Here is a 25600-nt window from a genome sequence, read left to right as displayed (position 1 = left end):
CAGCCGGGGTGATGTACTTCATGGCGACATCGGACTCGGGAGCCTTGACCTCGTCGGTGGCAGCAGCCTTCTGCTCGGTAGCAGCAGAGTCGGACTTCTTCTCAGCGTTGTTGGAATTGCCCGAGCAACCCGCGAGAACACCACCTGCGAGAGCGAGCGTGCAAACGACAGCGAAAACCTTCTTCATCATGATGAAGCATCTCCTTATATTTTCTTGTACGGAATATTCAGCCTTCAAGACGACGCAGAATCGTCAAGCCCATAAGCCCACCCTTGACCCGGGCATCGCGCGCAAGGCAGAAAGGCGCGAATAACTTGCCCGAAACGCCCGTTGCAGAATGGGCATTCGGTTGGAAAGGCCATGGGAAATGATAGCATGCCGCACTCAAATAAGGCAATCGCTCACGATGCTATTCTGAAGCAAGCGGCCTCTTTTTCAGGTAGAAGCCACGGCGGTGTAACTCGGCAACAAGCGTTTCGACCAAAAGGGGAAGCGCCTCACGCACTGGCTCGGTCAAGTCCATCGCATATTCCGAAGGTGACATGTTGGCAACTTGCATCCCCAGGCAATACCCTTCCGCCTCATACCCAAGAAGCGAAGCGGCATCAAATAAATCGACCAGCTTCAAGTCGTGAAGCGATGCCATCGCCCCCGTATGGCGCGCCATAGCGTCAGGCGAGAAACGGTACACCGTGCCCGGCGCATCGCCCGTGCCATCGACCGCATCGACGGTGATGATCACATCGCAACTGTCCACATAGGGAAGCATATCCAGACTCATACAGCCGACATCGAAAAGCCGCACATTGTCAGGCACCTCATAATCACGCAACACGGTATCGTACACGGCAGGCCCTATGCCCTCATCAAGCATGAGGCGGTTTCCCACGCAGAAAACGACGGCTTTTTTCTCCCCCATGCGCTTAAGCCCCCAAACCTGGACGGATGGCAAGATTGTAATAGGTAGCGGCAGCAATCATCACGCAACCAACGACGACCGACGCCACCGCCCATGCGCGCTGCCGCGATAGATATTTCTCACGCGAGACGCCGTGTTCGGCCGCGCGATGGGCAGCGAAGGGCTGGCTTACGATGGAAAAAGCGACCGTCGCCGCCGTCAAAAGCACGAACACGACCACCGCAAACACGACAGAAAGCACGCTAGGAGCAGAAAAAGCAGCGTAAAAGGTATTGTCGGCAAACAGCCAAATCGGATAGAACAAGATGGCCGCCCACATGCCATGCGCCGGCCCCCAGATAGGCGGCAGGAAGAGCGCGCCGATATTGACGCGCGGGATGCCCTTCAGGAATTTCTCCTCGCGGGCGATTTCCTCATCAGTGAGCTCGCGTGCCATGACGGCGCACACCCCTCTTTCGAAATCGATAGCCTTGCGATTCTCGCGATTCGCATTCCACATTGGCGTGCCTGCTCAGATGAGCACCCACGCCAATGCCATGCATCGAAGACAAAAGGAGCCCGCTCAACAATGGCGGGCTCCTTCTCGTTGCTAACGCCTAGTGCTTCTCGGACTCGCCGAGGTCGTCCTCGCCCACAATGGTGTGGGTATCGGGGTCGTACACCAGTCCGCCATGCTCTTTCCAGAGGAACATAAGCTTCGTCGGGGCGATGCCCTCGATGTTAGCCAGATACACATGGATGAACATGAAGATGATGAAGATGTACATCATGAAGTAGTGGATGATGCGCATCGACATAAGACCGCCAACGAGGCTTGTGCCAGCTGCGAAGAACGGCAGGTTCATCGTCGGCACCCACAGGCACATGCCGGTGTAGAACATCACGATGATGAGCACCGGAATGAACAGGTAGGAAATCTTCTGAGGAACGCCGAGCTTCGCTCCCAGCGGGTGATCTTTCTTCAAGAACAGGTAGTACTTGATCCAGATGAGACCCTGATGGCGGTTATCCTTCTGCGGCAGCCAGGTCTTGTAGTCGGTGACCTGCTTGCGCGTGCCGCCCGTCGGGGCCGTCTTCACGAAGAACGCAGCGATGATGCGGAACACGCAGTTCAGGAAGATCACGAAGCCGAAGAACACGTGCATGCCGCGCGCCAGGCTCTCGAAGTAGGGCCAGAACGGGAAATGGATGCAGAAACCGGTGACGATCAGGACGATCATCGCGATGAGGTTGATCCAGTGAGTGATGACGAAAACGAGGGGATGCGCCTCACGGTAGTGTGCAAGATGTGCCATCTTACTTCACCCCCCAAGGGCTCGTAACGGTTTCGAAGTGTTTGCCCGTTGCAGGCTCGGTCACATGCACAGCACAAGCGGTGCAGGGATCGAAGCTGTGAACGGTGCGCAGCGCGTTGATCGGTTTCTTGATGTCGCCGACCGGCACGCCGATAAGCGCCTGCTCGAGCGGACCATATTCGCCCTTCTCGTTGTGAGGAGCCAAGTTCCACGTGGACGGAATGATGATCTGGTAGCCCTGGATGCGACCGTTCTCGACCTTCTCGGCGTGATAAAGCGCGCCGCGCGGAGCCTCCCAGAGGCCCTCGCCCTCGCCCGAGATGCGAGCAGGCTCGCGGAAGTACTCGCTGTCGCCGCTCTTCACAGCCTCGATCAGCTCGTCCACCCATTCCTTCATGAGGCTTGCGATGTAGAGTGTCTCGACCTGGCGGATGCCGGTACGGCCAAGCGTGGAGCCAAGTGCATTCAGGTTGCCGGGTGCGCCGAGCGCCTCGAGAACCGCGTCGACATGCTTCACGATGAAGGGCACGTTGCGCTTGTAGGCAACGAGGATACGGGAAAGCGAGCCCGCCTCCATCGGCTTGCCGTCGTAGCCCGGGCACTTGACCCAGGAGTAGCGATCGTTGACCGTGTCCGAACCGTCTTTGTAGTACTCGGTGTACTCGGGCTCGGTGGTGTAGTCAGGAGACTGACGGGTTTCCTCGCCCTTGTACCAAGAATGGCCCACGTACTCGGCGATCTTGGACGTTTCGACATCCTCAAGCTTCAGGCCGTCCTGCAAAACGCCCGCCGGCATGTAGCGCTCGTTCAGAAGCATGCTCTTGTTCTCGAACACGCCCCAAGCGATGTAGCGGCCGCAGCCCTTGCCCCAGTTGAGAGCATCCGTGTAATACGGAGCCAGAGCCAACACGTCGGGAAGCATGGTCGCCTCAACCCAGTTGTAGAGCTCGTCGACGAGGTATTTCAAATCGTCGAGCTTGCTTGCGGTGGGAACGAATGCCGTGCCGCCCGGGATGATGGTCATAACGTGGGGCATCTTGCCGCCGAGCAAAGCGGAGATCTCGGAAGCCTTCGCCTGCATCTTGAGCGCCTCGAGATAGTGCGCGGTGAGGATGAGGTCGAGCTCCGCGGGAAGCTTGTAGCCCGTGCCGTCTTCAGCGTCGAACCAGTTGCCCGAGAAGATGGACAGCTGACCGTTGTCGGCAAACTTGGAGAGGCGCTCTTTCAGAGCATACATATCGCTCGCAGTGGCACAACCCTGCGCTGCCGCCAGGTCGTACGCATCGCCGACGTTCGCCTTCAGGGCGTTCAGCGGGTTCACGTAATCGAGGCCCGCCAGGTTGTAGAACCACAGGATGTGGCTGTGCAGGAACTGGGCACCCTCAATCAGGTTGCGGATGATGCGCGCATTGTTGGAAATCTCGATGCCGTAAGCTTTTTCAGCGGCGATCGAAGAGGCATGCGCGTGGGAAACCGGGCACACACCGCAGATGCGCTCGACGATCTGAGCCGCATCCTCGGGAGTGCGATCCTTCACGACAAGCTCCATGCCGCGGAAGCAGCCGCCTGAGACCCAAGCATCGGAAACCTTGCCGTTCTCGACTTCCATCTCGACGCGAAGATGGCCTTCGATACGGGTAATCGGGTCAATGATTGAACGGGTCATTTACTCTTGGCCTCCTTCCGTATCGTTTTTCTTCATGTCAGGACGAACACCGATGGTGTCGTAGAGACGTTCTTTTTGGGAAACGTTGCCGGAGTTCTCCTTGCAAGCCTGCGCCTTCTCCTCGTCGGTGAGGTCGTAGGTGCCGATGGAGCTCTCGGGATGATCCTTATCCCACTTACGGATGGTCTCGAAGTCGGCGCCGCCGTCCATGCGTCCGGTCGCCTTCATGCCGAAGCCATGCACGACGAGTGCCGCCGCCACCAGGCCGGTAAGCGTGAGGGCAATCGTGCCGGGCTGAACCATCCAATCGCCGATGCGCAGGTCGCGATGGCGCTTGTAGAACGGGGTGTTCACCTCGACCCAGTTGTCGCCCGGGTCGTTGGGGTTCGCCTCGCAGCAACCGATGCAGGGAGAGCCCGCCTGGACGCACCAGCTGCGACGGTTGTTCCACATCGTGATGCCGCACGTGGACTTCGTCTGCGGACCACGGCAGCCGAGCGGATAGAGGCAGTAGCCCTTGGCCTCTTCTTCGGAACCGAACTTGTAGACGAACTCGCCGTTCTCGAAGTGGCCGCGACGCTCGCAGTTGTCGTGAATGGTCTGACCGAAGATGCCTTCGGGCTTGTTGTCGCTCGTGAGCTTGAGCTGCTTGCTGTCGAGCATGATGACGTCGACGAGCACGGAGATGAGCCACTCGGGGTTCGCCGGGCAGCCAGGGATGTTCACAACGGGGACATCGATACCGGACTTCTTGAGGAACTGCTCAACGCCAAGCGCGTCCGCCGAATTCGGGTGCGCGCCCATCCAGCCGCCGTTCACAGCGCAAGAGCCGAGCGCGATAACCGTCTTTGCCTTCTCAGCAGCCTCGATGAGATGCTCGGTGCCGGGCTTGTCCGCAACGCGAAGTGCCTGGCCGCCCCACCCCTCAAGAACGGCTCCCTCGTACACAAGGACGTAGTTGCCGGATTCGATCGTCTGCTCTTTGGCCTCTTCCATCGACCAACCGGCCGCCGCAGAGAGCGTTTCGGAGTAATTAAGCGACAGAAGCTCGAGAACCACCTCAGCCGGATCGGGCGTTTCAACCTGGGCAAAGGACTCCGTACAGCCTGTGCACGACGCACCCTCGATCCAGATGACCGGATACAGGTTTCCCTTGGTTGCACCGATAACGGAGTTTTCCAATGCAGAAGCAACGCGTGGAGCAGCAAGCTCTGACAAACCTGCCGCAACTGCGATCGTACCGCAAAGCTTCATAAAGCTGCGTCGCGTAACCCCCCGCGCTTCGAGCATTTCAGAGAACTCGGAAGCAGTAGCTTCGTTTACCATGTGCACACCTCCTTTTCCTCTCATTAACCAATTTCGCGAGCGTCCACGCATACCGATCCATGCATGCGCGAACGTTCTCCCTATAAAACCTAGCTATTTTATGCACTTAGTATCACGTGATTGGCGCGAAGGGACGAAAAAACAAATGATTGTACCGAAAATGTTACGTCAATATTGCTACGTAACACCAATTATGCCTGTTCAGGCATCATATTAATTATTGAAATGTTAACTAAGTTTCATTTTAAAATAACTTCACATTTGGCCTTTCGCGTCGCGAGCAAACCGCATTCAAGAACTTTTCCGAGATTATTCCCGCAAACCGTAAGCCACCGTTACAATGTTCGCGCACGTGAAAATCGCTTTTCAAGGAGTTACCCGCATATGAGCTCACCCGACAACGCCATTGCCTTCCTCGGTCCGATCGGAACCTATTCCCATGAGGCGACGCTCGCCTTCGCAAAGCGCCTCGGCATCGAGAATCCGGACCTCATCGAATGCACTTCTTTCGACGAGGTGTTCGACTGCGTCGATCGCGGGCGCTGCGAGTACGGCGTCGTTGCGAAGGAGAACTCCATCGAGGGGCCGGTTACTGCCACGCTCGACGGTTTCGCGCTGAAGAGCTCATCGGTTATCTTGGGCGAAGAAGTCGTCGACATCCACCACTGCCTCGTCGTGAATCCCGAAGCCGAAATCGGGGACATCACCACGGTGGCCTCCCATGCGCAGGGGCTCGCCCAATGCCGCAGATTCATGGCGGAGAAGATGCCGGGCCGCACGACCGTCACCACGTCGTCTACCGCGGAAAGCGCACGCCTTGCCGCAGCCGATGTCCACACAGCGGGAATCGCGAACGCCTTCGCTGCCGAAATCCACGGGGCGAAGGTCCTCGCGCACGACATCGAGGACCACTTCGGCAACCAGACGCTTTTCGCGCTCATCGGCCGCCAGGGGCATGTGCCCGTGTTCACCGGCTCGAAGTTCAAGACCTCGGTCGTGCTCTTCCTGAATATGGACCGTGCGGGCACGCTCAACATGATCCTGTCAGAGTTTGCCTATGCAGGCGTGAACCTGTCCCTTATCCAGTCGCGCCCGACCAAGCAGGCCCTTGGCGATTACATGTTCTTCATCGAGTTCGAGGGCAACGCGAACGAGCCGCACATTCAAACGGCACTGAACTGCTTGCGGTTGAAGCTGCGCGAAGTGAAGATACTCGGAAGCTACCCCATCGAGTAGCAAGCGCTTGACGAGGGGCATTGCCCGAAAGCCGAAGCCGCCCCGCCCGCGGGATGCGGCGCGACCTTCGAATACGCCGCCCGCGGGATGCGGCCGGCAACGCGAGGGGCACCAGCGCCAGGGTTACAGCGCCAAAACCCCCAGATGCTCGAGAAGGATCTTGCAGCCGATCAATATGAGCACGACGCCGCCCACGATGGTCGCGCCCTTCTCGTAGCGCGCGCCGAAAGCGTGCCCCACGGCAACGCCGATCACGGAGAGCACGAGCGTCGTCACGCCGATGATCACCATCGCCCAAACGATGTTCACGCCTAAGAACGCGAAGGTGATGCCCACGGCGAGCGCGTCGATACTCGTCGCAATTGCCAGCATGAGCAGCTCTTTAAAGTCGAGACTCGTATCTTTCGGCTCGCCCGCGTCTTCCTCGTCACCTCCGCGAATCGCGTCGAGGAGCATCTTCCCGCCGATAATCGCAAGCAGAATAAACGCAATCCAGTGATCTATCGGAGTGATGAAATCGGCGAGCTGGGTTCCAAGCGCCCATCCCAAAAACGGCATGAGCGCCTGAAAGCCCCCGAAGAAAAGCCCGATCACGAGCGCCTGTTTCATGTTGAGGCGTTTCATCCCCAACCCCTTGCAAATGGAAACGGCAAACGCGTCCATCGACAACCCAACGCCTATCAAAAACAGCTCGATAAAACCCACAGCTTCATTCCTCTCGTCTTAGCGCGCACGCCCGAAGCCCCCGCTTTCGGGCACAAAAAAACCGGCTTGCGCGCCGGCATATGGAAGCGCGGTGCGACAAGCGTCACACCGCGAGTCTTGTCATTTAAGGCTTGACCAGCTCAAATGAGCAGTATGTTGGCCAAGTCGCGCCAGATGGCGCCGACTACTCCCCCACGGATTCGAGCATTCTACCACATACGCGTTTCTAGGCGCGCGCACGATCGTTCTCGACGGTGAAAAAACCTTCTCGTTGAAGGTCCGCCACGATAGACGAGAACAGCACGTCGTCAACGCCATCGCGCCCATGCTTTCGCTCGAAGGTATCAAGAAGGGAGTGAACCTCGGGAAGCGGAATCGCACGCTCGGCCGCAAGCACGATCCTCACCACTTCAGCGCGCTTCTGGCGCCGTGACCCCTCGAACGCGCTCTGCCGCGTGTAATGCGCGCTTCGGCGAGAGGCGTTGCCGAGCGTCGCCTTCAAATGCGCGCCGTAATCGAGCAGCGCATAATACCACTCGCGAGGGTTCTCCGCAGGGCATGTTGCGCGGACCAAAGGCTCGAGCTGCTTATCCCGAACACCCCCCTCATCGGGGAAAAGCTCATGGAGAAAGACTGTTCGCACGTTAGTCTCAAGATACAGCGCAGGGCGGTTGAAGGCGAACGCAACGACCCCCGCAGCCGTTGCGGGGCCGATTCCAGGAAGCCGTTCGAGGTCGCAAGCAGCCTCGGGGAGCTTCCCTCCGAAATCCCGCGAGCAAATCTCGCATGCCCGCTTGAGGGCGAGAGCACGGCGATTGTAGCCAAGTCCCTGCCATTCCCCGACCACATCCGATGTGCTCGCGCTCGCCAAGGCATCGGGTGTGGGGAATTTCGCCAAAAATCGCTCCCAGCGGCCAAGAACGCGCTTCACCTGCGTTTGCTGAAGCATCACTTCGGAAACTAGCACTGCGTAAGCGTCGTCGATATAACGCCACGGAAGGTCGCGATAGAGCCGCCGCCCCTCGCGCCTCACCAAGGCAACAAACGCCTCGGGAGATGGAGCGCTCTCGGGCCACGGACAGCAAAGTTCCGCCATGCTAGTCGGAAACCTTCCCATGGCACGATTCGGTCAAGGCCAGGTTGATGCGGCTCGCGCATGCGTCGCAACCATCAGCGCAATCACCGAGTGCCTCGCGAACGCGCGGATGCTCACCGCCCATCTCGAAGAGATCTTTTAATGTAATCGACCCCAAGTACTCGCTCAAGATGCGGTCGGCACCGCGCCACACTTTGTTGTACGCGCACGTGTCGCTGCGTCCGCACGGCGAACTTCCCACGCCGCACTCGGAAACGCTCACAGGACCCTGGACCGCCTCCACCACATCGCGAACGGTCACGGTGGCGGGATCGCACCCAAGGCACAGCCCGCCATGGGCGCCGCGCGTCGTGTTCACGAAACCGCACTTCGTGAGGTCATGCTGAATGCTCCGCGCAAACGCATAGGGAATTCCCTCGCGCTCGGCAAGCTCCGCAACGGACATGCGCTCCTCGCCGTTGCGATATGCGGCGCGCAATATTCTGCACGCGTAGTCGCAGCGTCGTGTGATATCCATCGGTAAAGCCCCCTCTACTGGCCCGAAAGCAAGTCGTCGATGTTTTCCAAATCCTGGCGAAAATCGCGAATTACCTGCTCTTCCAGCTCGTGGTATTCCTTCGAGTCAAGCGGCTGATAGGCGGCAAGCTTATCGAAGAGGTTGTCGCGCGTAACCGGAACGTAGCGGCGCGCGAAAAGGCTCTCCTTGTAAGCCTCCTCGATAGCCTCGCGCGCAGCCATATAGATGTCGAAACGCGGCATGTTCACCGAATAACGCACCAGGTCAGCGATGCGTACCCCTCGGATCGAAGGATGGTCGCGAGCGATTTCCATCCAGATCTCGACGCGCTCTTCCGCCGTTGGGCACTCGATGTCGATAAGCGACAGCGGCTCGAGAAGCTCCAGGAAGAACGGGTCGATTTCCGCATCCTTCGAAGCCGACGCCAAGACATAGACATCGGGGTTGTCCACCGCGGATCGGATGAGCTCGATAGCCTCACGAGCACCGCGAGAAAGCGAGGCGTACACGAAGCCCTCGAAATCATCCCCCGAATCCACCTGCGGGGCGCTCCACAAATCGATATCTTCGAGCACAAGAATACCGCGTCCGGAGAATGCGCTTTCGGGACGCGTCGGCCGCGTCACGTTGCCAGCGGGCCCCATCACACAAAGAATCGGCATGCCGGAGAGGTTCTCCTCCATGCGCATGCGCATCGCCGGAAGCTTGAGCTCGCCAATCGTCGCCTGCACGAATCGACCGGCATCTTCGCGCGCTGGAGAGCGGAACACGAAGGTGTCGGTCACCGGCAAGCGGTCCAGCCCGTGCCGAGCGTTCAGCAAGGTGACGAGCGCCTTGAAATCCTCGTCGTCCTGCATGCCGATGCCGAAATCGCGCATCGTCGCGACTGCCGCATCGTAGCCTGCAAGATCGTCGTAGGTGAGCTTCTCTTTTGGCTCAACAGCCGACTTCACACCAGCATCGAGCGCAAGCTTCGAAAGCGGCGACATTTCGGAGCGAGCTTCGCGCCCGTCAGCACGAGAAGAGTCATCCTCGGAAGCAGAATCGCCCTTCGACTCGACCGAACCCTTCCCCGCCGCGAGCGACGGCAGAGCGCCCGACGCGAGATCGCCCAAGGGTTCCACCTTGAACAGCTTCGCGTCAAACCCAAGGAAATCCCTCGAGATCATCTCAGCCACATCTTGCAGCTCGTCTTTGGAAAGCCCAAATTCCTCAAGCTTATCGAGGGCAAGCCGCTGCAGCTGCGCCGAGCATTCCGCAGACTCCCCCGCACTCAAGAACGGATCGAGCTTCCCGAAGATGTACTCAGCAAGGGATCGCTCTTTAAGATCGCACGCCAAATCCCACGCCTTCTTCAGCGCATCAATCGCCTCGGGACTCGGCTCTCCTGCAGCTCCCGCTGCCTTTTCGAAGGCGGTCAAATACAGATGCATGCCGAGCACGGCGTCGCCTTTCGCGCACGCGTCTTTCGCACGAAGCAGATAATCGACGTCTCTTCCGTCAGCACCTTCACCATAGCTTTGCTTATCAGCGTTCTCCAGCATGGACCCACCTCCAATCGTAAAGCAGATGCGTTAAGCACGCATCGCACTCTCTATTTTTAACTTCTTATATTAGCCCACAGGTAACACATCTGTCCCGAAGTGCACGTATTCCCACGATTCTTTACATGGGAAAAGGATTCTTATGAGAGAGGGAGTCTTCGCGTCCTGTTGAGGGCGCTACCACTCGGCGATACGCCAACCCTCACGCGTCGCCGTTCTCGCAAGAGGACGATCGGGCGTGACAGCGACAGGGTTGACCGCTGCTCCGAGAAGCGTGCGATCCGAATGGTGATCGCCATAGGCGGCATCGAGGACCCACTTGCCAGCGCCAAAGCGCTCATCGGCGAACTCGCGCAACCGCACGATTTTCTGGTCCCCCTCGACGGGAAGCCCCTCGACATCGCAGGTATAGCTTCCATCAGCGGCAACACGCATGCGCGTTGCAATCTGAAAATCAATGGGGTGCGTCTCCATCGCGCGGCGGGCGATGGGCTCGAACGTCGCAGACACGAGCACGACAACACGGCCTTCTGCCTTATGGCGTGAAAGCTCCGCATCGGCGTGCTCCCTGAACAGGCACGCCACATCCGAGTCGTAGAAATCGCACAAGAAGTCGTCGACACGCGACACCGGCTCGCCGGCAAAGGCGCGAAACACCAGCCCGCGCACCCAGCTTTCATTCTGAGGAAGGCGCAACTTATAGGCAATTCCCCACAGCAAGATGCGTGCAAGGACGCTTTTCTCAAGCATGCCGAGCTTCATAAGGCGACGAACCAAAAGCACAGGGGAGTTCCCCGAGATGCAGGTTCCGTCGAAATCGAATGCTGCGATGTGGACGAGCCCATCAGGCTGCGTGAACCGAGACAAATCGTCGGGCGCATCGCTTGGCAACGGCTTGCCGGATACTGCGGTTAATGCCGCACCCGCGGTGTTCGAATCGGACGAAACTTGCGAATTATCTGCGCTTTCTTCCACGAATACTCCACTGGGAATCAACTTATGGGCAAATCAAGGGCGCCTTCGAAAGACGCCCTTGCACAGGATACCTACTCTTCGCCCTCGTCGAACTGCGAATTGTAGAGTTCCGCATAAAAGCCACCGCGGGCGAGCAGCTCATCGTGGGTGCCCTGCTCGACGATATCGCCATGCTGCATGACCAAGATCAGGTCAGCCGAGCGAATCGTCGAGAGCCGGTGCGCAATGACGAAAGACGTGCGACCTTCCATGAGGTTGTCCATCGCCCGCTGGATGCGCTCCTCGGTACGCGTGTCCACCGAGCTTGTCGCCTCGTCGAGGATAAGCATACGCCGGTTCGCCAAGATTGCACGCGCGATTGTGAGAAGCTGGCGCTGGCCTTGGCTTATGTTGCTCGCATCCTCGTTGATCACGAAGTCGTAGCCGCCAGGCAGCGTGCTGATGAAGTGGTGGGCACAACCCGCACGCGCCGCAGCCTCTACTTCCGCGTCGGTCGCATCGAGCTTGCCGTAGCGGATATTGTCGCGAATCGTCCCGCTGAACAGCCAGGTGTCCTGAAGCACCATGCCAAACAGCGAGCGCACATCGGAGCGCGCGAAGTCGCGTGCATCGACACCGCCGATGCGGATAGCACCGCCGTCGACGTCGTAGAAACGCATGAGCAGCTTTACCATGGTCGTCTTGCCCGCACCCGTCGGCCCGACGATGGCAACCGTCTGACCTTCGGAAACTTTCGCCGAGAAGTCGTTGATGACAACCTTGTCAGGCGAATATCCGAAGCGAACATGATCGAATTCCACGTTGCAGGGAACCTGCGCTGTGGACGCCTTGGGTTCCTCGGGTGCAAGCTCCTCTTCCTCCAAGAAGGCAAAGATGCGCTCTGCCGCTGCCGCCATTTGCTGCAGCACGTTACTCACCTGGGTCAACTGCGTTATTGGCTGCGTGAAGTTCTTCACGTACTGGATAAACGCCTGGATATCGCCCACCGTGATGGCGCCTTGCACCGCAAACACGCTGCCTGCCAAAGCCACCGCGACATAGCCCAAGTTCCCCACGAAGTTCATGACAGGCTGCATGAGACCCGAAAGAAACTGCGATTTCCAGGCGCTTTCGTAGAGCTTGTCGTTCGTTTCGCCGAAGCGCTCCTCGCAGGCCTTCTCCTGGTTGAAGGCGCGCACGACCGCATGGCCCGAAAACGTCTCTTCGACCTGCCCGTTGATCTCGCCAAGCTTCTCCTGCTGGGCGCGGAAGTGCTTCTGCGAGAGCTTGACCACGATCATGATGAGCACAAGCGAAACCGGGAGCATCACAAGGGTGATCCCCGTCATCGCCAGGTTGATCGAAACCATCATCGCAATGACGCCGATGAGGGTCGTGATCGACGTAATCATCTGCGTGACGCCCTGATTTAAGCTCTGCCCGAGCGTATCGACGTCGTTGGTGATGCGCGAGAGCGTGTCGCCGATTGAGTTGCGCTCGAAATAGCCAACGGGCACGCGATCGATCTTCTCGGCGATGGCGCGGCGAAGCCCATAACAGGTGCGCTGCGACACGCTCGTCATCATCCATCCTTGTAAAAAGCTGCATGCTGCACTGACGAGATACAGGGCAAGCGTCGCGCCGATGATGCCAGCGATGGCGTCGAAGTCGATGCCGCCCGTACCGTCGATTTTCGCGACGATGCCGTTGAACAGCTCGGTCGTCGCTTGCGAGAGCACCTTCGGACCCACGATGCTGAAGGCTGCCGAGCAGATGGCGAACACGATGGCGACGATGAGAGACGCCTTGAACTGCCCCATGAATCGCACAAGCTTGGCGATGGTCCCTTTGAAGTCCTTCGCCTTCTCGCCAGGCATCATTCGCGCGCCCGGCCCATGCGGAGGACGACGGCGCTGCGTCGCTTTCTTCAAATCCTGGGAATTCTCGCTCATCGCACACCACCTCCCTCAAGCTCTTCTTCGGATAGCTGTGACATGGCGATCTCGCGATATTCCTCGCACTGCTCCATCAGCTCCGCATGCGTGCCCTTGCCGACGACGCGGCCCTCATCAAGCACGATGATCTGATCGGCGCTGAGAACAGTCGAAATGCGCTGCGCCACGATGATCACGGTCTTGCCGCCCAGACGCGCCTCAAGCTCATGACGAAGCGCAGCATCGGTTTTGTAATCAAGGGCGCTGAAACTGTCGTCGAAGAGGAAGACGCGCGCGTCGGTCGCAAGCGCGCGGGCGATGGCAAGTCGCTGACGCTGGCCGCCGGAGACGTTCGTGCCACCTTGGGCAACAGGACTCCCAAACCCTTCCGGTTTCTCGTCGATGAACTCACTCGCCTGAGCGATATCCGCCGCCTCGCGAATCCGCTCGTCATCGGCACCTTCCGCGCCATAGGCAATATTGCTGGAAATCGTGCCGCTGAACAGGAACGCCTTCTGGGGAACGTACCCCAGCTGCTCGCGCAGCGCATGCTGACTCACGTCTCGCACGTCAATGCCATCGATGGTAACGCTTCCCTGGCTGACATCGTAGAACCTCAGCGCCAGTTTCACGATAGTCGACTTTCCGCTACCGGTACTACCGATGATGGCCGTGGTCTTTCCAGGCTGGCAGGTGAAATCGACGTGATCGAGCACGTTTTCCGCAGAATCCGAGTACTTGAAGCTCACATCGCGGAAAGCGAACTCAGCGCCCGGCGCATCGCAAGCCGAAAGCTCAGCATCCTTGGAAACGGCAGGTTCAGGGTCGCGAATCGAGGGCTCGCATTCGAGGACCTCTTCGATACGGCGGGCAGCCACATCGGCACGTGGAAGCATGATGGAGAGCATGCCGATCATGAGAAAGCCCATGATGATGACCATGGAGTAGGTGATGAACGCAATGAGGTCGCCCGTTTGGAGCGCGCCCGCATCGATGGCATGGCCGCCGAACCAGACGATTCCGACCGACACGAGGTTCATGATGAGCATCATAAGCGGCATCATGAACGTCATCACGCGGTTCGTGAACAGCTGCGTCTTCATCAGTCGCGTGCTCGCCTCGTCGAAGCGCTCCTCCTCATGCTTCTCGCGATTGAACGCTCTCACGACCGACAACCCCATGAGCATCTCGCGCGACACGAGGTTCACGCGGTCGATGAGCTTCTGCATGATCTTGAATTTCGGCATAGCGATCTTCATGAGCACGACGAGGATAAGCCCGATCGCAAGCACGGCGACGATAACGATCCAGCCCATGGACAGGTTGGTGTTCGCGATCATGATGATGCCGCCAATGGCGAGGATGGGTGCATAGAGGACCATGCGCAGAAGCATCACCGTGACCATCTGGACCTGCTGGACATCGTTTGTCCCACGCGTGATCAGCGAAGCCGCGCTGAAGGACTGGATCTCGGCATCGGAGAAGGTGACCACCTTGTCAAAGAGCCGTCCGCGCAACGAGCGACCCACGCTCGCCGCCGTTCGCGACGCCAGGAACCCAACCGCAATCGCAACCAGCATGCCGAGCGCCGAAAGCAGAAGCATCTTTGCGCCCGTGGACACGAGGTAGTCCATCTGCATGGCATTCGTGTCGACACCGAGCTCCTCGTATTCCGCCCGCGCCGCCGCGATACCCTGCTGCGCGATGAGCGTATCGGCCATGTCCCCCATCGACTCGCGAGCCTTATCGAGCATGGACAGCACATCGTCCTTGCTCACAAGCCCGGCATCATAGGCGGCTTTCACCTGGTCAAGATCAAAGTCGGGAATCTGGTCGGCATAATGGACAACGGACAGCGGCAGCGCCATAACGCCATCGAGATCGGATCGCTGCGCCTGCCCAGTTGCGGTGAGCTCATACTCCCCATCCGCGGTCTTGTCGTACGCATCCGCGAAAAGCTGCTCGTCGGATTCGGGCAGCATCATCTCGATGAGGTCATGCGTGCGCGCAGAAAGCTTCTCTGCGGAGGCGTGCTCGACGCCAGATTGCTGGATGCCGACATCGACGATGTCGGATGTGTAGTTAGGGAGCGACAGGTCGCAGAATGCCTGCACGGCAAGAAGCACCACGATGAGCAGCACGGCGATCTTGTGGTGCGCAAGGTTTTTGGCTATTCGCATCGCGCACCGCCTTCCCCCGCACCATCGCATGCTGCGGCTTCCTGCTTGTCATCGCCGCACAAAGGCGGCACTTCGCTCTCGTCTGCTTCTTCTGGAAATGGCTTCCAGGGATGGCTGCTCTCGAAATCTGATAAGCGCTCGGCAATGCGGGCGAACTCGCGCGCGTCGTCTTCCCCGAGAAACTCGAGAAGCTCCTCGAGGCGCCGATCGTGCATACGCCTGTTCATCCGCTCGTATTCCCAGCCGAGGTCGGTAAGGCACACCGTCACCCCGCGGCTGTCGTCTTCATCGCGATGCCTCGTGATGAAGCCCTTCTTTTCGAGAGACTTGAGCGCCTGCGACGTCGCACTGGGAGTGCTGTGCCCGCATTTGGCGACATCGCCCGACCGAACACGTTTCCCGTCGGACATAAGTTGAGAGATCGACATCAAAACGAAGGCCTCTGCCGACGTGATGCCCTCTAGCAATGGCGGGTGCGACCTGCTTTGGCGCATGCGCCTTGTGGCAGCGAAGAGCCTCTGCTTCAGCTCGATGATGGATTGGTCCACGCAGCAAACCCCTTTTCCCATCTTATTTCGCGATGATTGTTTTAGCTGCGAAAATATATCACAGCTAAAACATCTAGCAGGGGAGAAACGATTCACTGCATCTTTTCACCAAAGATGTGCTACTCTTCCGAAACGACGGTCAAGGAGTGAGCACATGTCAAAGCAGAAAGAAACGAAAACAAACGCCATGCGGGAAATCGAGGCCGCAGGCGTACCCTTCGAAAGCCACGTCTTCCCTTGTGAGAAGGCGCTTTCGGGCGTCGAAGTGGCAAACCTCCTCGGGCAGGACCCCGACCAAACGTTCAAAACACTTGTCACCGTCGCGAAATCCGGCGAGCATTACGTGTTCATGGTGCCCGTCGCTGAAGAACTCGACTTGAAGAAAGCGGCAGCAGCCGTCGGCGAGAAGGCTGTCAGCATGCTGAAATCGAAGGAACTCTTGCCTCTTACGGGCTATGTGCATGGAGGGTGCTCACCCGTTGGAATGAAGAAGCTCTTCACCACCATCATAGATGAAACCGCGCAGCTCTTCGACACGATCATCTTCTCGGGTGGGCGTATCGGATGCCAGGTCGAGCTTGCCCCAAGCGACCTTGAGAAGGTCATTCCCCTTCGCTACGCCGATATCACGGTGCGCTAACTGCACCACGCTGGCACCAAACCATCAGCTAACAAAAAAGTCTGCCCGCGCATCAAACGCAAGCAGGCTCGTTTTTTCTTACCAGTGCGACACCACGACATCGCCCACGCGGCAAAGGTTGTGCAGCTCGGCAGCTTTGCTCGGAGGAAGGTTCACGCACCCATGCGAGCCTGCGCCGTCCCGATAGCGCGTACCGCCGAACGCGTATTGCCAGCTGGCATCGTGAAGGCCGATGAGGTTTCCAACAAAGGGCATCCAATAGGTGACGGGGGTCTTATACTTCGAGCCGTCGTCGTTGGTGCCTTCAAGCGTCGATCCGCCGGAATTCGAGTTGATGACGTACACACCTTGGGGGGTAAGGCTGCCCGAACCACCGCGCGGCTTGCCGCTCACGATGTCGGACTCCCAAATGACCTCGCCGTTCTCGTCAAAGAGCCGCGCATGCTGCGCCGAAAGGTCGATATCGATATAGCGGGCACCCCAATCACGGCCGCCGACGCCATTCCATGCGTTCGCGGTTTGGCTGCACGGCAGTTCCGCTTCGCCCGTCTGATCCGCCTCGATCGCCGCCTTCGCCCAATCGTAGAGCGCATCGCGGTCGACTTTCCAGCCATACGAGCCACCCGATACGCTGAACTGCGCACCATCGGCACGCATATAGGAGCGCGTGGAGCCGACCGTCGTATAGGCCGCAGCGACCTCATCAGCCCAGGCACCGAGCGCGTCCTCGTTCAGGGAAACCGAGCAGTCCTCCCCTATCGCGATACAGGGTCCGATCACCGAGGCGTCAAATACGAGTGCGTTCGTTCCCGCCATCAAAAGCTGCACATTCGCAAGGATCATGCTGTTCGCCTTCGATGCCGCATCTATCACGCATTGATCGGTCGAGAAAATCGTCGGCTGCGAGAGCGCCCGCTCATCGAGCTCGACCTCGCTTTCGAGCGTGGCAACGGCTTGAGCCACGTCCTGCATCACCACATCGGTGTTGATCTGCGTGCCGTATTGCTCCTTCACGATTGTGAACATCTTCGCGTTTTCATCGTATGCCACCGTCGCGTTCACTGGCGCAACCGTGTTCTCGTTCACGGCATCGATGGCCTCGTGGAGCTTGTCGGCAACGCCGGACTCATCGAGGGTGGCAACAAGGCTGTCGGTTTCATCGTGCTCGCGAAACACCTCAACCGGCCATGCCCATTCATTCGCCTCGGCAAACATCTCGTTCACGATTTGCTCGGCATTGAAGCGCACACCCGCCTCATTCGCCGTAAGCGTGACGTCCAGCCCGTCACCGTGGACGCGCAGCGAATACTTCTCGATTCCCTGCTCGAGGACTGAAGTAACCTCATCAGGCGTCTGGAAGGAAATGTCGCGCGATCCGATCATCGCCTTCGGCCAAAAATGACCCGAGAAGATGGCGACGCCCACAAGGTAGACAACAAGCAGAATGCCGAAAATGACGCCGATCACGATTCCCGCGATTCGGGCACCACGGCGCTTGCCGTCCGAAGACGGTCCAGCACCGGATTCGGGACCGAACCCGTCGATACCGTATGTCCCCGCCGTGCTGAAGGCCTGCGGAGTCGCAGGGTTCACAGCAGGCATCGCTTGAGTTTCGCCATGAAAGGACGCGACGCGAGGCATCTCAACTGGAGCCTTCTTAGCGTGGGCTGCATGTTTTCCGTGGGAAGGAGCGGATTGCTCGTTACGTTTGGTCATTCCTGTTTCATTCGATTCAGCTTGCTTCTTGTACCCGGCCCATTGTAGCAAGAGAACCCGCTTTGGCGGGACACGTTCCGCCGTGTTGCACGAATACTTGACGCACGGCTCAAAAGTGGACGAAAAGCCCGGCTCGCCGTCCCAATCCAAGGGGAAACAAAACAGGCAGACCCATTTTCGGGCCTGCCTGGCAACCTGTGGTGGAGGCGCGGAGAATCGAACTCCGGTCCATACTATATTCTCGTTGAGGCTCTACAAGCTTATTCCGCGTTCGGATTCAAGGCCGTCTCGGTCCGCGAACTAACGTTGACAACCCGGATCGGTTCGATCTTTACCAAAGCCATACCGATTACGTGCTTTGATGCAGTCCCCTAAAATGACGTCGCGCTCGAGTCGGGGACAACCCGAGGTTGACGTGCCAGGTGCTGATTAAGCAGCCATGGCGAGCGCAGGAGCGCTCTGATAGTTCTTCTTGCCAATTAACTTGACGTTACCCCTGTTTAACGTGGCGAGGAGACCACGACCTGCTCCTCAGTTCAAACATACCATGTCGAAACCAGTCGCCCCCGAATTCTGTCGGCACCGCGTGCCAACTGCCGGGAACTCATGCGTTCCACCTTGTCAAAGTGCGCAAGAGCGTCTCTTGCAGAAAATTCATTGTAGCCGAGAGGCCCGCCTTGTCAAGTCGCAGCCGAACGAGCTACTTTTTCTTCTTCGTCGGGATGAAATCGGAGAAATCGAGTGCCTCTTTGATATCGGAGAGCGCATCTTTCAGCTCGACCGCCACCGCAACGCCGTCACGATAAATGTCGTTCATATCGCTCGTCGCCTCGGCAACGCCCTCGCGCGTGATGCCAAGGTCGTAAGGGTTATCCTCGTCGGCGGCTTTGCTGCCTTCGGCGTCTTCCTCGTCATCGTAGTAGTACTCGACCTCGTTGCCATCCTCGTCAAGCAAGATAAACCCGATCTCGTTGTCATCCTCGTCGACGATGTATGCTTCGATGTCGTCTTCGGAGTACTCGATTTCAACGGTCTCGTATTCCTCATCTTCCTCGGACTCTTCGTCCTCGGGGGCGTCATAATCGCCTGCCCCCTCACCTTCCTGAGGGCTCCCGCAACCACGAGCTTCCGCCGTCTGCTCATCCTGCGTTTCGGAAAGCTCCTCGTCCTGCAGGTCCTCAGCTGATGATTCCACCTCGTCGACTGTCGTCTCGATTCGATCCTCGCTCATGGCATTTGGCCCCTTTCTAACGAGAGCGCGCCTTGAGCGCTCGATCGATTTCCCGTTTGGTGTCGCGTTCCTTCATGCTTGCGCGCTTGTCGTAGAGCTTCTTGCCACGGCAAATCGCAAGCTCAACTTTGACGAGCCCGTTTTCCTTGAAATACATCTTCAGGGGAACGAGCGCCATGCCTTTTTCGCGCGTCGCTTCCGAAAGGTAGCGAATCTGCTTTTTATGCAGCAGAAGCTTTCGCTTGCGATCGGGGTCGGGGTTGTTGATGTTGCCATGCGAAAACGGCGTAATGTGCACGTTGTGCATCCAAACTTCCCCGTTGCGCACGAGGGCGAAACAGTCGGTCAACTGGCAGTTGTTCTCACGCAGCGAGCGCACTTCCGTCCCGGAAAGCTCCACTCCTGCCTCAAACGTTTCCACAACCTCGTAATCGTGGAACGCGCGGCGATTCTTCGCGATGGTCTTCTCTTCACGTTTCATGGGGCATGCTACCTCACGTCCAAGCATCATGATGCCACACACTCGCTGCGTCGCGGCGATTGCATTCCCTCTTGCATGCGGGCCGTGGCAAAACTCTTTCTATCACCAGCGCATATGCGCTCGATATCTCGTCTTCATGATACACCATGGAAGCTGTTCGTCCACACGCGCGTCCTATGCGCGCACCTTCACAACGACCTTCTTCACATGGACGGGCGCATCCGAAGCGTTGCAGCCCGGCTTATGCGCATCCTCGGGAGGAAGTACCGCGATCTCGCCAGCATGGAGCACAAGCGACGTCGCAGGAGCAGGCGACTCGAACAGCGCGTAATCGTCAGCCTCGTCGTATTCCTTCGCACACGTAAGCCCAGCCACGGGAGCAACTTCAACACGCTCGATGCCGCAGGCCACGCACTGCACATCGTAGTAGCGCTTGTGCGCCTCGAGCTTCTTCTCCTCAGCAGGAACGGTGTCGTATTCCATAACGTTCGCGAAGACGTCTTCCCCATCGATATTATGACGACCGCAAGCAAGCGCGGAAAGGTCGTTGTCGCGCAGGAAGGCATATGCCTTCTTCATACGCTCTGACAGGTAATCGTGCGCTTCGGCATATTCAATGGAAGCTACGAGCATGGTATCAAGTCCCTTCAATGCGATTCGTTTGAACGTCACGAAATTGTAGCAGAGCGGCGTGCACCATCTAAGTATTTATTCGCTTCGGGCCATCTTGTCCATTCCTGTAACTGACTTATACTGATTTCAGGTGAAATATCGACATCCTGAACAAAGGAGACTTGCTATGGACCATACGCTGGAGCCCTCGACCATTGCCTTCCCTGGCACCGATGATCCCGCCTCGCCTTGGCGGCTGTACAACCACCTCATCGAGGGCATCCCCGAAGATATCGCCGTGCGCGATTACTGCCTTGGGCTCAACTGGTCCTATGTTGAGGCCGACTGCGGATGCGGCGTCGCATTCACCGCGCGAAACGGCGCAAAGCGCACGTTCAAAAGCGATCTGCGCGGTAAGACGTTGCGCGAGGTAGCCGAGCTTTCGAAATCATGGTGCTTCGAGGAAGCAACGCTCGGCATCGCAGCCTTGAACGCTTGGTACGCGCGCCGCGAGCTGCTCGACCCCTTGGGGGCAACCTACGACAACGATGAAGAGGAAAATGCGGGGAAGCGTGGCGGCACCTCGTCGAAGGATGCCTTCGAGACGTATCGCCCCCGCATCGAGCAGGCAGGCGGCGATGCCCACGTCGTGGTTGTCGGGCACTTCCCCCACGTCGAGAACATTGCGGAATACGCGAAGCTCACCGTCCTCGAGCGCTCCTGCCGCGATGAGTGGGACACGCCCGATCCGGCATGCGAGTACGTGATGCCGACCGCGGACTACGCCTTCATCACCGGCGTCACGCTCATCAACAAGACCGCGCCGCGCCTTTTGACCCTCGCGAAGGATGCCACCGTCTGCATGGTCGGCCCCAGCGTGATCATGACGCCGTATCTGTTCGAGTGGGGCGTCGAGTCGCTTTCGGGCAGCGTCGTCGCCGATCCCGAAGCCGTGAAATTCGCCTGCAAGAATGCCGCAGGAAAGCTTTTCGGCAAAGCGCTTCAGATGACCACCATCAACGCGAAGCAGAAGCGAGCGGAGTGATCGTGTACAGAATCGACGGTTTATTGTGAAGGGCTTGTGAATAGCGTCGATTTCAGCGTTGAATAATCCCCAAATTATTACGATTTGGGGATTATTTTGTGACGAAATGTCTGATAATCGGCCGAACAGGCGGCTATTTCACAACTTATCGTCACTCTTGTACAGTAAGCATCCTACTTATTCCCGAAACGGGGGAGGCGGCAGCCACAGGTACTGCTTTTGCTTTGTAGGCAACAATCGCATTGCCGACAACAATCGGGGACTCCGACGACACCAACCAGGGGGCGCGCTAACACCGACAATCGCCCTGCCCACGAAACAAGGCCTACACGCTGTCTTCCACATCCATCAGCATGAGGTTCGTGTTGTCGCGCAATCGCTTCGCCTCGGCGCGACTCAGCTCGCCCTCCTCATAGCGCGACTGAATCTGTTCGAGTTCGAGCATGTAGCCAAGCCTTTTCACGTCTTCGGCCTTGTCGGATGCGCGCATGATGACCGTCGCCGAAGGAGCGGCGAGCTCGGCTGCAAGCATCGCGACAGTGCGCTGATACTCGATGAGAAGCTCGCTCACATACTCACTCGGAATGTTGCAATCAGGGTCGACAAGCATATCGTTTAGGCGCCCGACCACACACTCGCCCGCCTTCTGCTGGATTTTGCGCATCTCGGCAGCCTGGTCGGCTGCGGTGATGGGCGACGACGCCATATGGGAGACATAGCGCAGGACAACGCCTTTCACGCGCCTTAAGAAGGTGCGCAAAACGAGGTAAATGTTCTGGATCGACCAGCGCCCCGAACTGTGTTTTCTCAGCTCCTCGATATGCTTCAAGCGTTTCAGGTACTTAAGCGCAATCTCGCTGTCAACGTCGTCGCGCTCGGCGAGTTTCTTCACGCATTCACGTTCCCACCCGATTGCGCGAATACGCAGCTCAGAGGATATCTCGTCCTCGTCATCGTCGAAACCGTGCTGCTCTTTGATGCGCTCAATGCGATCGTTGTAGGAGCTGACCACGTTCCTCGTCGCGCGCCGAGTGTCAGGCGTCTGCCTCGCAGTGAGCTCCTCGACCACGCTTCGGAGGATATCGATCTTCAGCTCCGCCTCGCGCTCGCGTGCCGCCTCCTCGCTTTCGCTCACGCTCTTCGGCGCGATAAGCGGAACGACGAACGTCGCCACAAGCAAGGTACACACGATAACGCCGCATCCAAGGAAGATGATAAGATCGCGCTGGGGGAAGCGTACCACACCGATGTAATACGGGATGGTGAACAGGATCGAAAGTGTGATGGTGCCCTTTGCGCCGGCAAGCGTCGTGATGAGGCTTTTGCGAAGGTCGAGCTTGAACTTTTCGTTGTGCTTCTTACTGCGGCGGCGCGTATAGAGCCAGTCACTCGCGCAAACCCACGCAAAGCGAACAACATAGAGAAGCAGCGTGAGCGCAACGACATAGCCGATGAGCGCGAAGTTACTGAAGGTGACGTCGTCCCAGGTGTGGACCATGGCCTGGGGCAGCTGGGTTCCCAGAAGCACGAACACGAAGCCGTTCAAGGCAAAGGTGAGTACGCGCCACACACTCGACGACACGATATTCATACGCGAGATGGATGGGCCGATCGCATGCGGCGAGATAACGTTGATAAGGCCCGCAACGACCACGGCGATGATGCCGCTCACGTGAATGGCATCGGCGATCGAGTACACCAAAAGCGGGATGAGGATTTCGAAGAGCACGTGAAACGTCGTGTTCTCAACGCCAAGGGAGCGCGCCTTGTTGACGAGGAACTTGCCGGCATAACCCAGAAGCGCACCGACCGCGATGCCGCCGAGAAACTCGATGAAGAAATTTCCCGTCGCGTTGAGAAGGGAAAACGATCCCGTTATCGCGGCGGCAATAGCAAACTGGAACGACACGATACCGCTCGCGTCGTTTAAGAGCAGCTCTCCTTTGAGAATGCTCCCCTGCCGTTCGGGAATGTTGACCTGTTTCGAAAGCGAAGTGACGGCAACAGCGTCAGTCGGACCGAGCGCAGCGCCAAGAGCGAACGCCGCCGCAAGCCCAATCGACGGGATGACCGCATGCACGGCAAATCCGATAGCGAGCGTCGTTGCAATAACCAGACCGATTGCAAGCGACAGCACGGGGCGTTTGTGATGCCAAAGCGCCGCCTTGTCGGCGGATTTCGCCTCTTCGTAGAGAAGCGGCGCGATGAACAACACGAGAAACAAATCGGGATCGAGCGTAACCCGAATTTGAGAGGAGGCGAACAATGCGATGAGAAGGCCCAGGCCAATCTGTATGAGCGGCGACGACACCCTCGGCACAACCTGATCGATGATCGAAGATGCGAGAATCGCTGCAAAAATCAGCATGACGAGCGTAAGGGTCTCCACCTAGCAATGACCTCCTCTATCTAAAAAACAACATGGCACTACATCTTTTCAGGAGCACTAACCCCCAAAAGACTCAACGTCAAAGCGAGAACGATACGCGAGGCGTCGCAGAGCGCCAAACGGGCGCGACGGGTAGCCTCGTCGTCGGCGAGAACATGGCAGTTCGTATAGAACTGATGGAACAGCGCCGCAAGATCCTGCGCATAGTGAGTCAGGCGGAAAGGTGCGCGATCGGCAGCAGCCTGGGCAACCATATCCGCGAAGTCTCCCATCTTGCGCATGAGCGCGAGCTCAGATTCCTCGCTCAATGGCGAAAGGTCAGCGTCAGTGCCCACTGTACGCCCAGCAAGCTCGTCGAATGCGATATCGCCCGCTGCATACGCCGCGAGGTCCACATCGGATGCAGCTTTTCGCAGGATAGAGCAGATACGCGCATGGGCATACTGCACGTAATACACAGGATTGGTAGCATCCTTTTTCTTCGCAACCTCAATATCGAAGTCAATCGGCTGGTCGGAAGAACGCGAAAGCATGAGATAGCGCGTCGCATCAACGCCGACTTCATCGATGAGCTCCTCGAAGGTGACCATCTCGCCCGTACGTTTCGACATGCGAACGGCACTTCCGTCGCGGAAAAGGTTCACGAGCTGGCCGAGCACGACCTCAAGCGCGCCTTCATAGCCCCAAGCGGCAAGCATCGCCTGGCAGCGCTTCACGTACCCATGATGATCGGCGCCCCAGATGTCGATCAGATGGGTAAATCCCCTCTGGATCTTGTTGTAGTGATACGCCACGTCGGAGAGGAAGTAGGTGAACTCCCCGTTTTCCTTGATGAGGACGCGGTCCTTCTCGTCGCCGAAAGCCGTCGACTTAAACCAGGTCGCGCCATCCTTCTGAAAAACATAGCCCTTCGCATCCATCGCCTCGAGCGCATGGTCGACCAGAGATTTCCCGTTCTCGTCGGGAACGTAGAGTGTGCGCTCAGAAAACCAGGTATCGAACGTGGTGCCGAAAGCCGAAAGCACATCCTTGTTGTGCTCAAGCATCTCGACGTACGAGCGCTCGCGGAATGCCTCGACACGCTCGGCCTCCGGGACATCGAGCCACTTCTCGCCGTCGGAGTCGAGGATTTCGCGGGCAATATCGATGACGTAGGCGCCACCGTAGCAGTTTTCGGGCATCGGCACGTCGCGCCCACAGAGCTGCTCATAGCGAACCGAAACCGAGCGTCCGAAGTTATCCATCTGCGTACCATGGTCGTTGATGTAGAACTCTTCCGATACGTCGAAACCTGCGTGGCGCAAAACGCGCGCCATGGAATCACCAAGCGCCGCCCACCGTCCATGGCCGACATGCATAGGTCCCGTAGGATTCGCGGAAACATACTCGAGATTGATGCGTCCAGCGTCACAGGGAGCCTCGCCACGCCCGAAATCCATTCCCGCCTGGCGCGCTTCCGAAACGACGCTTGCCAGCGCAGCGTTCGTAAGTCGAATATTAACGAAGCCAGGACCTGCGATTTCACTCGAGGCGATCAAGTCGTTTTCAGGAAGATGGGAAACGAC

The 25600-nt window shown here is 58.2% G+C and carries 22 protein-coding genes, 1 other RNA gene and 1 pseudogene; 3 read left to right on the top strand and 21 right to left on the bottom strand.

The genetic code is table 11. The features are described 5' to 3' along the window. From Q0G85_RS07785 to Q0G85_RS07760, 6 genes and pseudogenes are all read right to left on the bottom strand, one after another. Nucleotides 1–190, bottom strand: a pseudogene (locus Q0G85_RS07785) (hypothetical protein); the annotation flags it as partial. 220 nt (nucleotides 191–410) lie between these two features. After that, nucleotides 411–920, bottom strand: a complete 510-nt coding sequence (locus Q0G85_RS07780; protein ID WP_297156379.1) for a hydrogenase maturation protease — start codon at nucleotides 918–920, stop codon at nucleotides 411–413. A gap of 4 nt (nucleotides 921–924) precedes the next feature. Beyond that, nucleotides 925–1419 (bottom strand): viscotoxin-A3, encoded by a 495-nt coding sequence (locus Q0G85_RS07775; RefSeq protein ID WP_297156377.1) that lies wholly within the window; start codon nucleotides 1417–1419, stop codon nucleotides 925–927. Nucleotides 1420–1516: 97 nt separating this feature from the next. Further along, nucleotides 1517–2215, bottom strand: coding sequence for a cytochrome b/b6 domain-containing protein (locus Q0G85_RS07770; RefSeq protein WP_297156375.1), 699 nt, complete (start codon nucleotides 2213–2215; stop codon nucleotides 1517–1519). Nucleotide 2216: 1 nt separating this feature from the next. Continuing rightward, nucleotides 2217–3881 (bottom strand): nickel-dependent hydrogenase large subunit, encoded by a 1665-nt coding sequence (locus Q0G85_RS07765; protein WP_297156373.1) that lies wholly within the window; start codon nucleotides 3879–3881, stop codon nucleotides 2217–2219. After that, nucleotides 3882–5207 carry a hydrogenase small subunit gene (locus Q0G85_RS07760; RefSeq protein ID WP_297156371.1) on the bottom strand — a complete coding sequence of 442 codons (1326 nt, stop codon included), beginning with the start codon at nucleotides 5205–5207 and terminating at the stop codon, nucleotides 3882–3884. Nucleotides 5208–5591: 384 nt separating this feature from the next. Here Q0G85_RS07760 and pheA point away from each other — a divergent pair, with 384 nt between their 5' ends. After that, nucleotides 5592–6443: a prephenate dehydratase gene (gene pheA, locus Q0G85_RS07755; protein WP_297156369.1), complete on the top strand. Its 852-nt coding sequence runs from the start codon at nucleotides 5592–5594 to the stop codon at nucleotides 6441–6443. Between the two features lie 123 nt (nucleotides 6444–6566). Here pheA and Q0G85_RS07750 read toward each other — a convergent pair whose 3' ends face one another. From Q0G85_RS07750 to Q0G85_RS07715, 8 genes are all read right to left on the bottom strand, one after another. Continuing rightward, entirely contained in the window at nucleotides 6567–7148 is a 582-nt protein-coding gene (locus tag Q0G85_RS07750) for a manganese efflux pump MntP family protein (RefSeq protein ID WP_367116880.1), read from the bottom strand. A 226-nt stretch (nucleotides 7149–7374) separates the two neighbouring features. Next, nucleotides 7375–8244 carry an adenine glycosylase gene (locus Q0G85_RS07745; RefSeq protein ID WP_297156365.1) on the bottom strand — a complete coding sequence of 290 codons (870 nt, stop codon included), beginning with the start codon at nucleotides 8242–8244 and terminating at the stop codon, nucleotides 7375–7377. Between the two features lies 1 nt (nucleotide 8245). Beyond that, on the bottom strand, nucleotides 8246–8761 hold the full coding sequence (locus tag Q0G85_RS07740; RefSeq protein WP_297156363.1) for an Rrf2 family transcriptional regulator: 516 nt from the start codon (nucleotides 8759–8761) through the stop codon (nucleotides 8246–8248). A 14-nt stretch (nucleotides 8762–8775) separates the two neighbouring features. Continuing rightward, nucleotides 8776–10305 carry a ribonucleotide reductase subunit alpha gene (locus tag Q0G85_RS07735; RefSeq protein WP_297156362.1) on the bottom strand — a complete coding sequence of 510 codons (1530 nt, stop codon included), beginning with the start codon at nucleotides 10303–10305 and terminating at the stop codon, nucleotides 8776–8778. Nucleotides 10306–10482: 177 nt separating this feature from the next. After that, nucleotides 10483–11280, bottom strand: a complete 798-nt coding sequence (locus Q0G85_RS07730) for an HAD family phosphatase (RefSeq protein ID WP_297156361.1) — start codon at nucleotides 11278–11280, stop codon at nucleotides 10483–10485. 71 nt (nucleotides 11281–11351) lie between these two features. Then, entirely contained in the window at nucleotides 11352–13211 is a 1860-nt protein-coding gene (locus tag Q0G85_RS07725) for an ABC transporter ATP-binding protein (RefSeq protein ID WP_297156360.1), read from the bottom strand. Next, entirely contained in the window at nucleotides 13208–15373 is a 2166-nt protein-coding gene (locus tag Q0G85_RS07720; protein WP_297156358.1) for an ABC transporter ATP-binding protein, read from the bottom strand. Before Q0G85_RS07720 ends, Q0G85_RS07725 begins: the two co-directional genes overlap by 4 nt. Continuing rightward, complete coding sequence (locus Q0G85_RS07715) at nucleotides 15364–15921, bottom strand: MarR family winged helix-turn-helix transcriptional regulator (protein WP_297156357.1); 558 nt, start codon at nucleotides 15919–15921, stop codon at nucleotides 15364–15366. The genes Q0G85_RS07720 and Q0G85_RS07715 overlap by 10 nt, the downstream gene beginning before the upstream one ends. A gap of 154 nt (nucleotides 15922–16075) precedes the next feature. Here Q0G85_RS07715 and ybaK point away from each other — a divergent pair, with 154 nt between their 5' ends. Then, complete coding sequence (gene ybaK / locus Q0G85_RS07710; RefSeq protein ID WP_297156356.1) at nucleotides 16076–16561, top strand: Cys-tRNA(Pro) deacylase; 486 nt, start codon at nucleotides 16076–16078, stop codon at nucleotides 16559–16561. Nucleotides 16562–16639: 78 nt separating this feature from the next. Here ybaK and Q0G85_RS07705 read toward each other — a convergent pair whose 3' ends face one another. The 5 genes from Q0G85_RS07705 to Q0G85_RS07685 form a co-directional block, all read right to left on the bottom strand. Further along, nucleotides 16640–18154, bottom strand: coding sequence for a L,D-transpeptidase family protein (locus Q0G85_RS07705; protein WP_297156354.1), 1515 nt, complete (start codon nucleotides 18152–18154; stop codon nucleotides 16640–16642). Nucleotides 18155–18475: 321 nt separating this feature from the next. Further along, nucleotides 18476–18845: a transfer-messenger RNA gene (ssrA, locus tag Q0G85_RS07700) on the bottom strand. Between the two features lie 132 nt (nucleotides 18846–18977). Next, nucleotides 18978–19508, bottom strand: a complete 531-nt coding sequence (locus Q0G85_RS07695) for a hypothetical protein (RefSeq protein ID WP_297156353.1) — start codon at nucleotides 19506–19508, stop codon at nucleotides 18978–18980. 16 nt (nucleotides 19509–19524) lie between these two features. After that, entirely contained in the window at nucleotides 19525–19989 is a 465-nt protein-coding gene (gene smpB, locus Q0G85_RS07690; RefSeq protein ID WP_296061031.1) for an SsrA-binding protein SmpB, read from the bottom strand. 174 nt (nucleotides 19990–20163) lie between these two features. Beyond that, complete coding sequence (locus tag Q0G85_RS07685) at nucleotides 20164–20622, bottom strand: YhcH/YjgK/YiaL family protein (RefSeq protein WP_297156350.1); 459 nt, start codon at nucleotides 20620–20622, stop codon at nucleotides 20164–20166. Between the two features lie 166 nt (nucleotides 20623–20788). On the opposite strand from Q0G85_RS07685, the gene Q0G85_RS07680 reads away from it, so the two are divergent. Next, a complete protein-coding gene (locus Q0G85_RS07680; RefSeq protein WP_297156348.1) occupies nucleotides 20789–21646 on the top strand; it encodes a Rossmann-like domain-containing protein in 858 nt (285 codons plus the stop codon). A gap of 325 nt (nucleotides 21647–21971) precedes the next feature. Here the strand turns inward: Q0G85_RS07680 and Q0G85_RS07675 are convergent, their stop codons facing one another. Beyond that, nucleotides 21972–24035 carry a Na+/H+ antiporter gene (locus tag Q0G85_RS07675; protein ID WP_367116879.1) on the bottom strand — a complete coding sequence of 688 codons (2064 nt, stop codon included), beginning with the start codon at nucleotides 24033–24035 and terminating at the stop codon, nucleotides 21972–21974. 38 nt (nucleotides 24036–24073) lie between these two features. Next, a partial coding sequence (gene argS / locus Q0G85_RS07670; RefSeq protein ID WP_297156346.1) for an arginine--tRNA ligase occupies nucleotides 24074–25600 on the bottom strand: 1527 nt, incomplete at its 5' end.

The sequence above is a fragment of the uncultured Ellagibacter sp. genome (genome assembly GCF_934617235.1).
In the GTDB taxonomy this organism is placed as follows: domain Bacteria; phylum Actinomycetota; class Coriobacteriia; order Coriobacteriales; family Eggerthellaceae; genus Ellagibacter.
The sequence above is the reverse complement of the archived record's forward strand: the minus strand, read 5'-3'. Positions and strand labels throughout refer to the sequence as shown.

Excerpts from the sequence above, each read along its gene's own strand:
- Q0G85_RS07780 (WP_297156379.1), bottom strand. The coding sequence starts at position 920 with ATGGGGGAGAAAAAAGCCGTCGTTTTCTGCGTGGGAAACCGCCTCATG.
- Q0G85_RS07765 (WP_297156373.1), bottom strand. The coding sequence starts at position 3,881 with ATGACCCGTTCAATCATTGACCCGATTACCCGTATCGAAGGCCATCTT.
- Q0G85_RS07725 (WP_297156360.1), bottom strand. The coding sequence starts at position 13,211 with ATGAGCGAGAATTCCCAGGATTTGAAGAAAGCGACGCAGCGCCGTCGT.
- Q0G85_RS07740 (WP_297156363.1), bottom strand. The coding sequence starts at position 8,761 with ATGGATATCACACGACGCTGCGACTACGCGTGCAGAATATTGCGCGCC.
- pheA (WP_297156369.1), top strand. The coding sequence starts at position 5,592 with ATGAGCTCACCCGACAACGCCATTGCCTTCCTCGGTCCGATCGGAACC.
- smpB (WP_296061031.1), bottom strand. The coding sequence starts at position 19,989 with ATGAAACGTGAAGAGAAGACCATCGCGAAGAATCGCCGCGCGTTCCAC.
- Q0G85_RS07685 (WP_297156350.1), bottom strand. The coding sequence starts at position 20,622 with ATGCTCGTAGCTTCCATTGAATATGCCGAAGCGCACGATTACCTGTCA.
- Q0G85_RS07775 (WP_297156377.1), bottom strand. The coding sequence starts at position 1,419 with ATGTGGAATGCGAATCGCGAGAATCGCAAGGCTATCGATTTCGAAAGA.
- Q0G85_RS07735 (WP_297156362.1), bottom strand. The coding sequence starts at position 10,305 with ATGCTGGAGAACGCTGATAAGCAAAGCTATGGTGAAGGTGCTGACGGA.
- Q0G85_RS07745 (WP_297156365.1), bottom strand. The coding sequence starts at position 8,244 with ATGGCGGAACTTTGCTGTCCGTGGCCCGAGAGCGCTCCATCTCCCGAG.
- Q0G85_RS07695 (WP_297156353.1), bottom strand. The coding sequence starts at position 19,508 with ATGAGCGAGGATCGAATCGAGACGACAGTCGACGAGGTGGAATCATCA.
- Q0G85_RS07680 (WP_297156348.1), top strand. The coding sequence starts at position 20,789 with ATGGACCATACGCTGGAGCCCTCGACCATTGCCTTCCCTGGCACCGAT.
- ybaK (WP_297156356.1), top strand. The coding sequence starts at position 16,076 with ATGTCAAAGCAGAAAGAAACGAAAACAAACGCCATGCGGGAAATCGAG.
- Q0G85_RS07770 (WP_297156375.1), bottom strand. The coding sequence starts at position 2,215 with ATGGCACATCTTGCACACTACCGTGAGGCGCATCCCCTCGTTTTCGTC.
- Q0G85_RS07760 (WP_297156371.1), bottom strand. The coding sequence starts at position 5,207 with ATGGTAAACGAAGCTACTGCTTCCGAGTTCTCTGAAATGCTCGAAGCG.
- Q0G85_RS07720 (WP_297156358.1), bottom strand. The coding sequence starts at position 15,373 with ATGCGAATAGCCAAAAACCTTGCGCACCACAAGATCGCCGTGCTGCTC.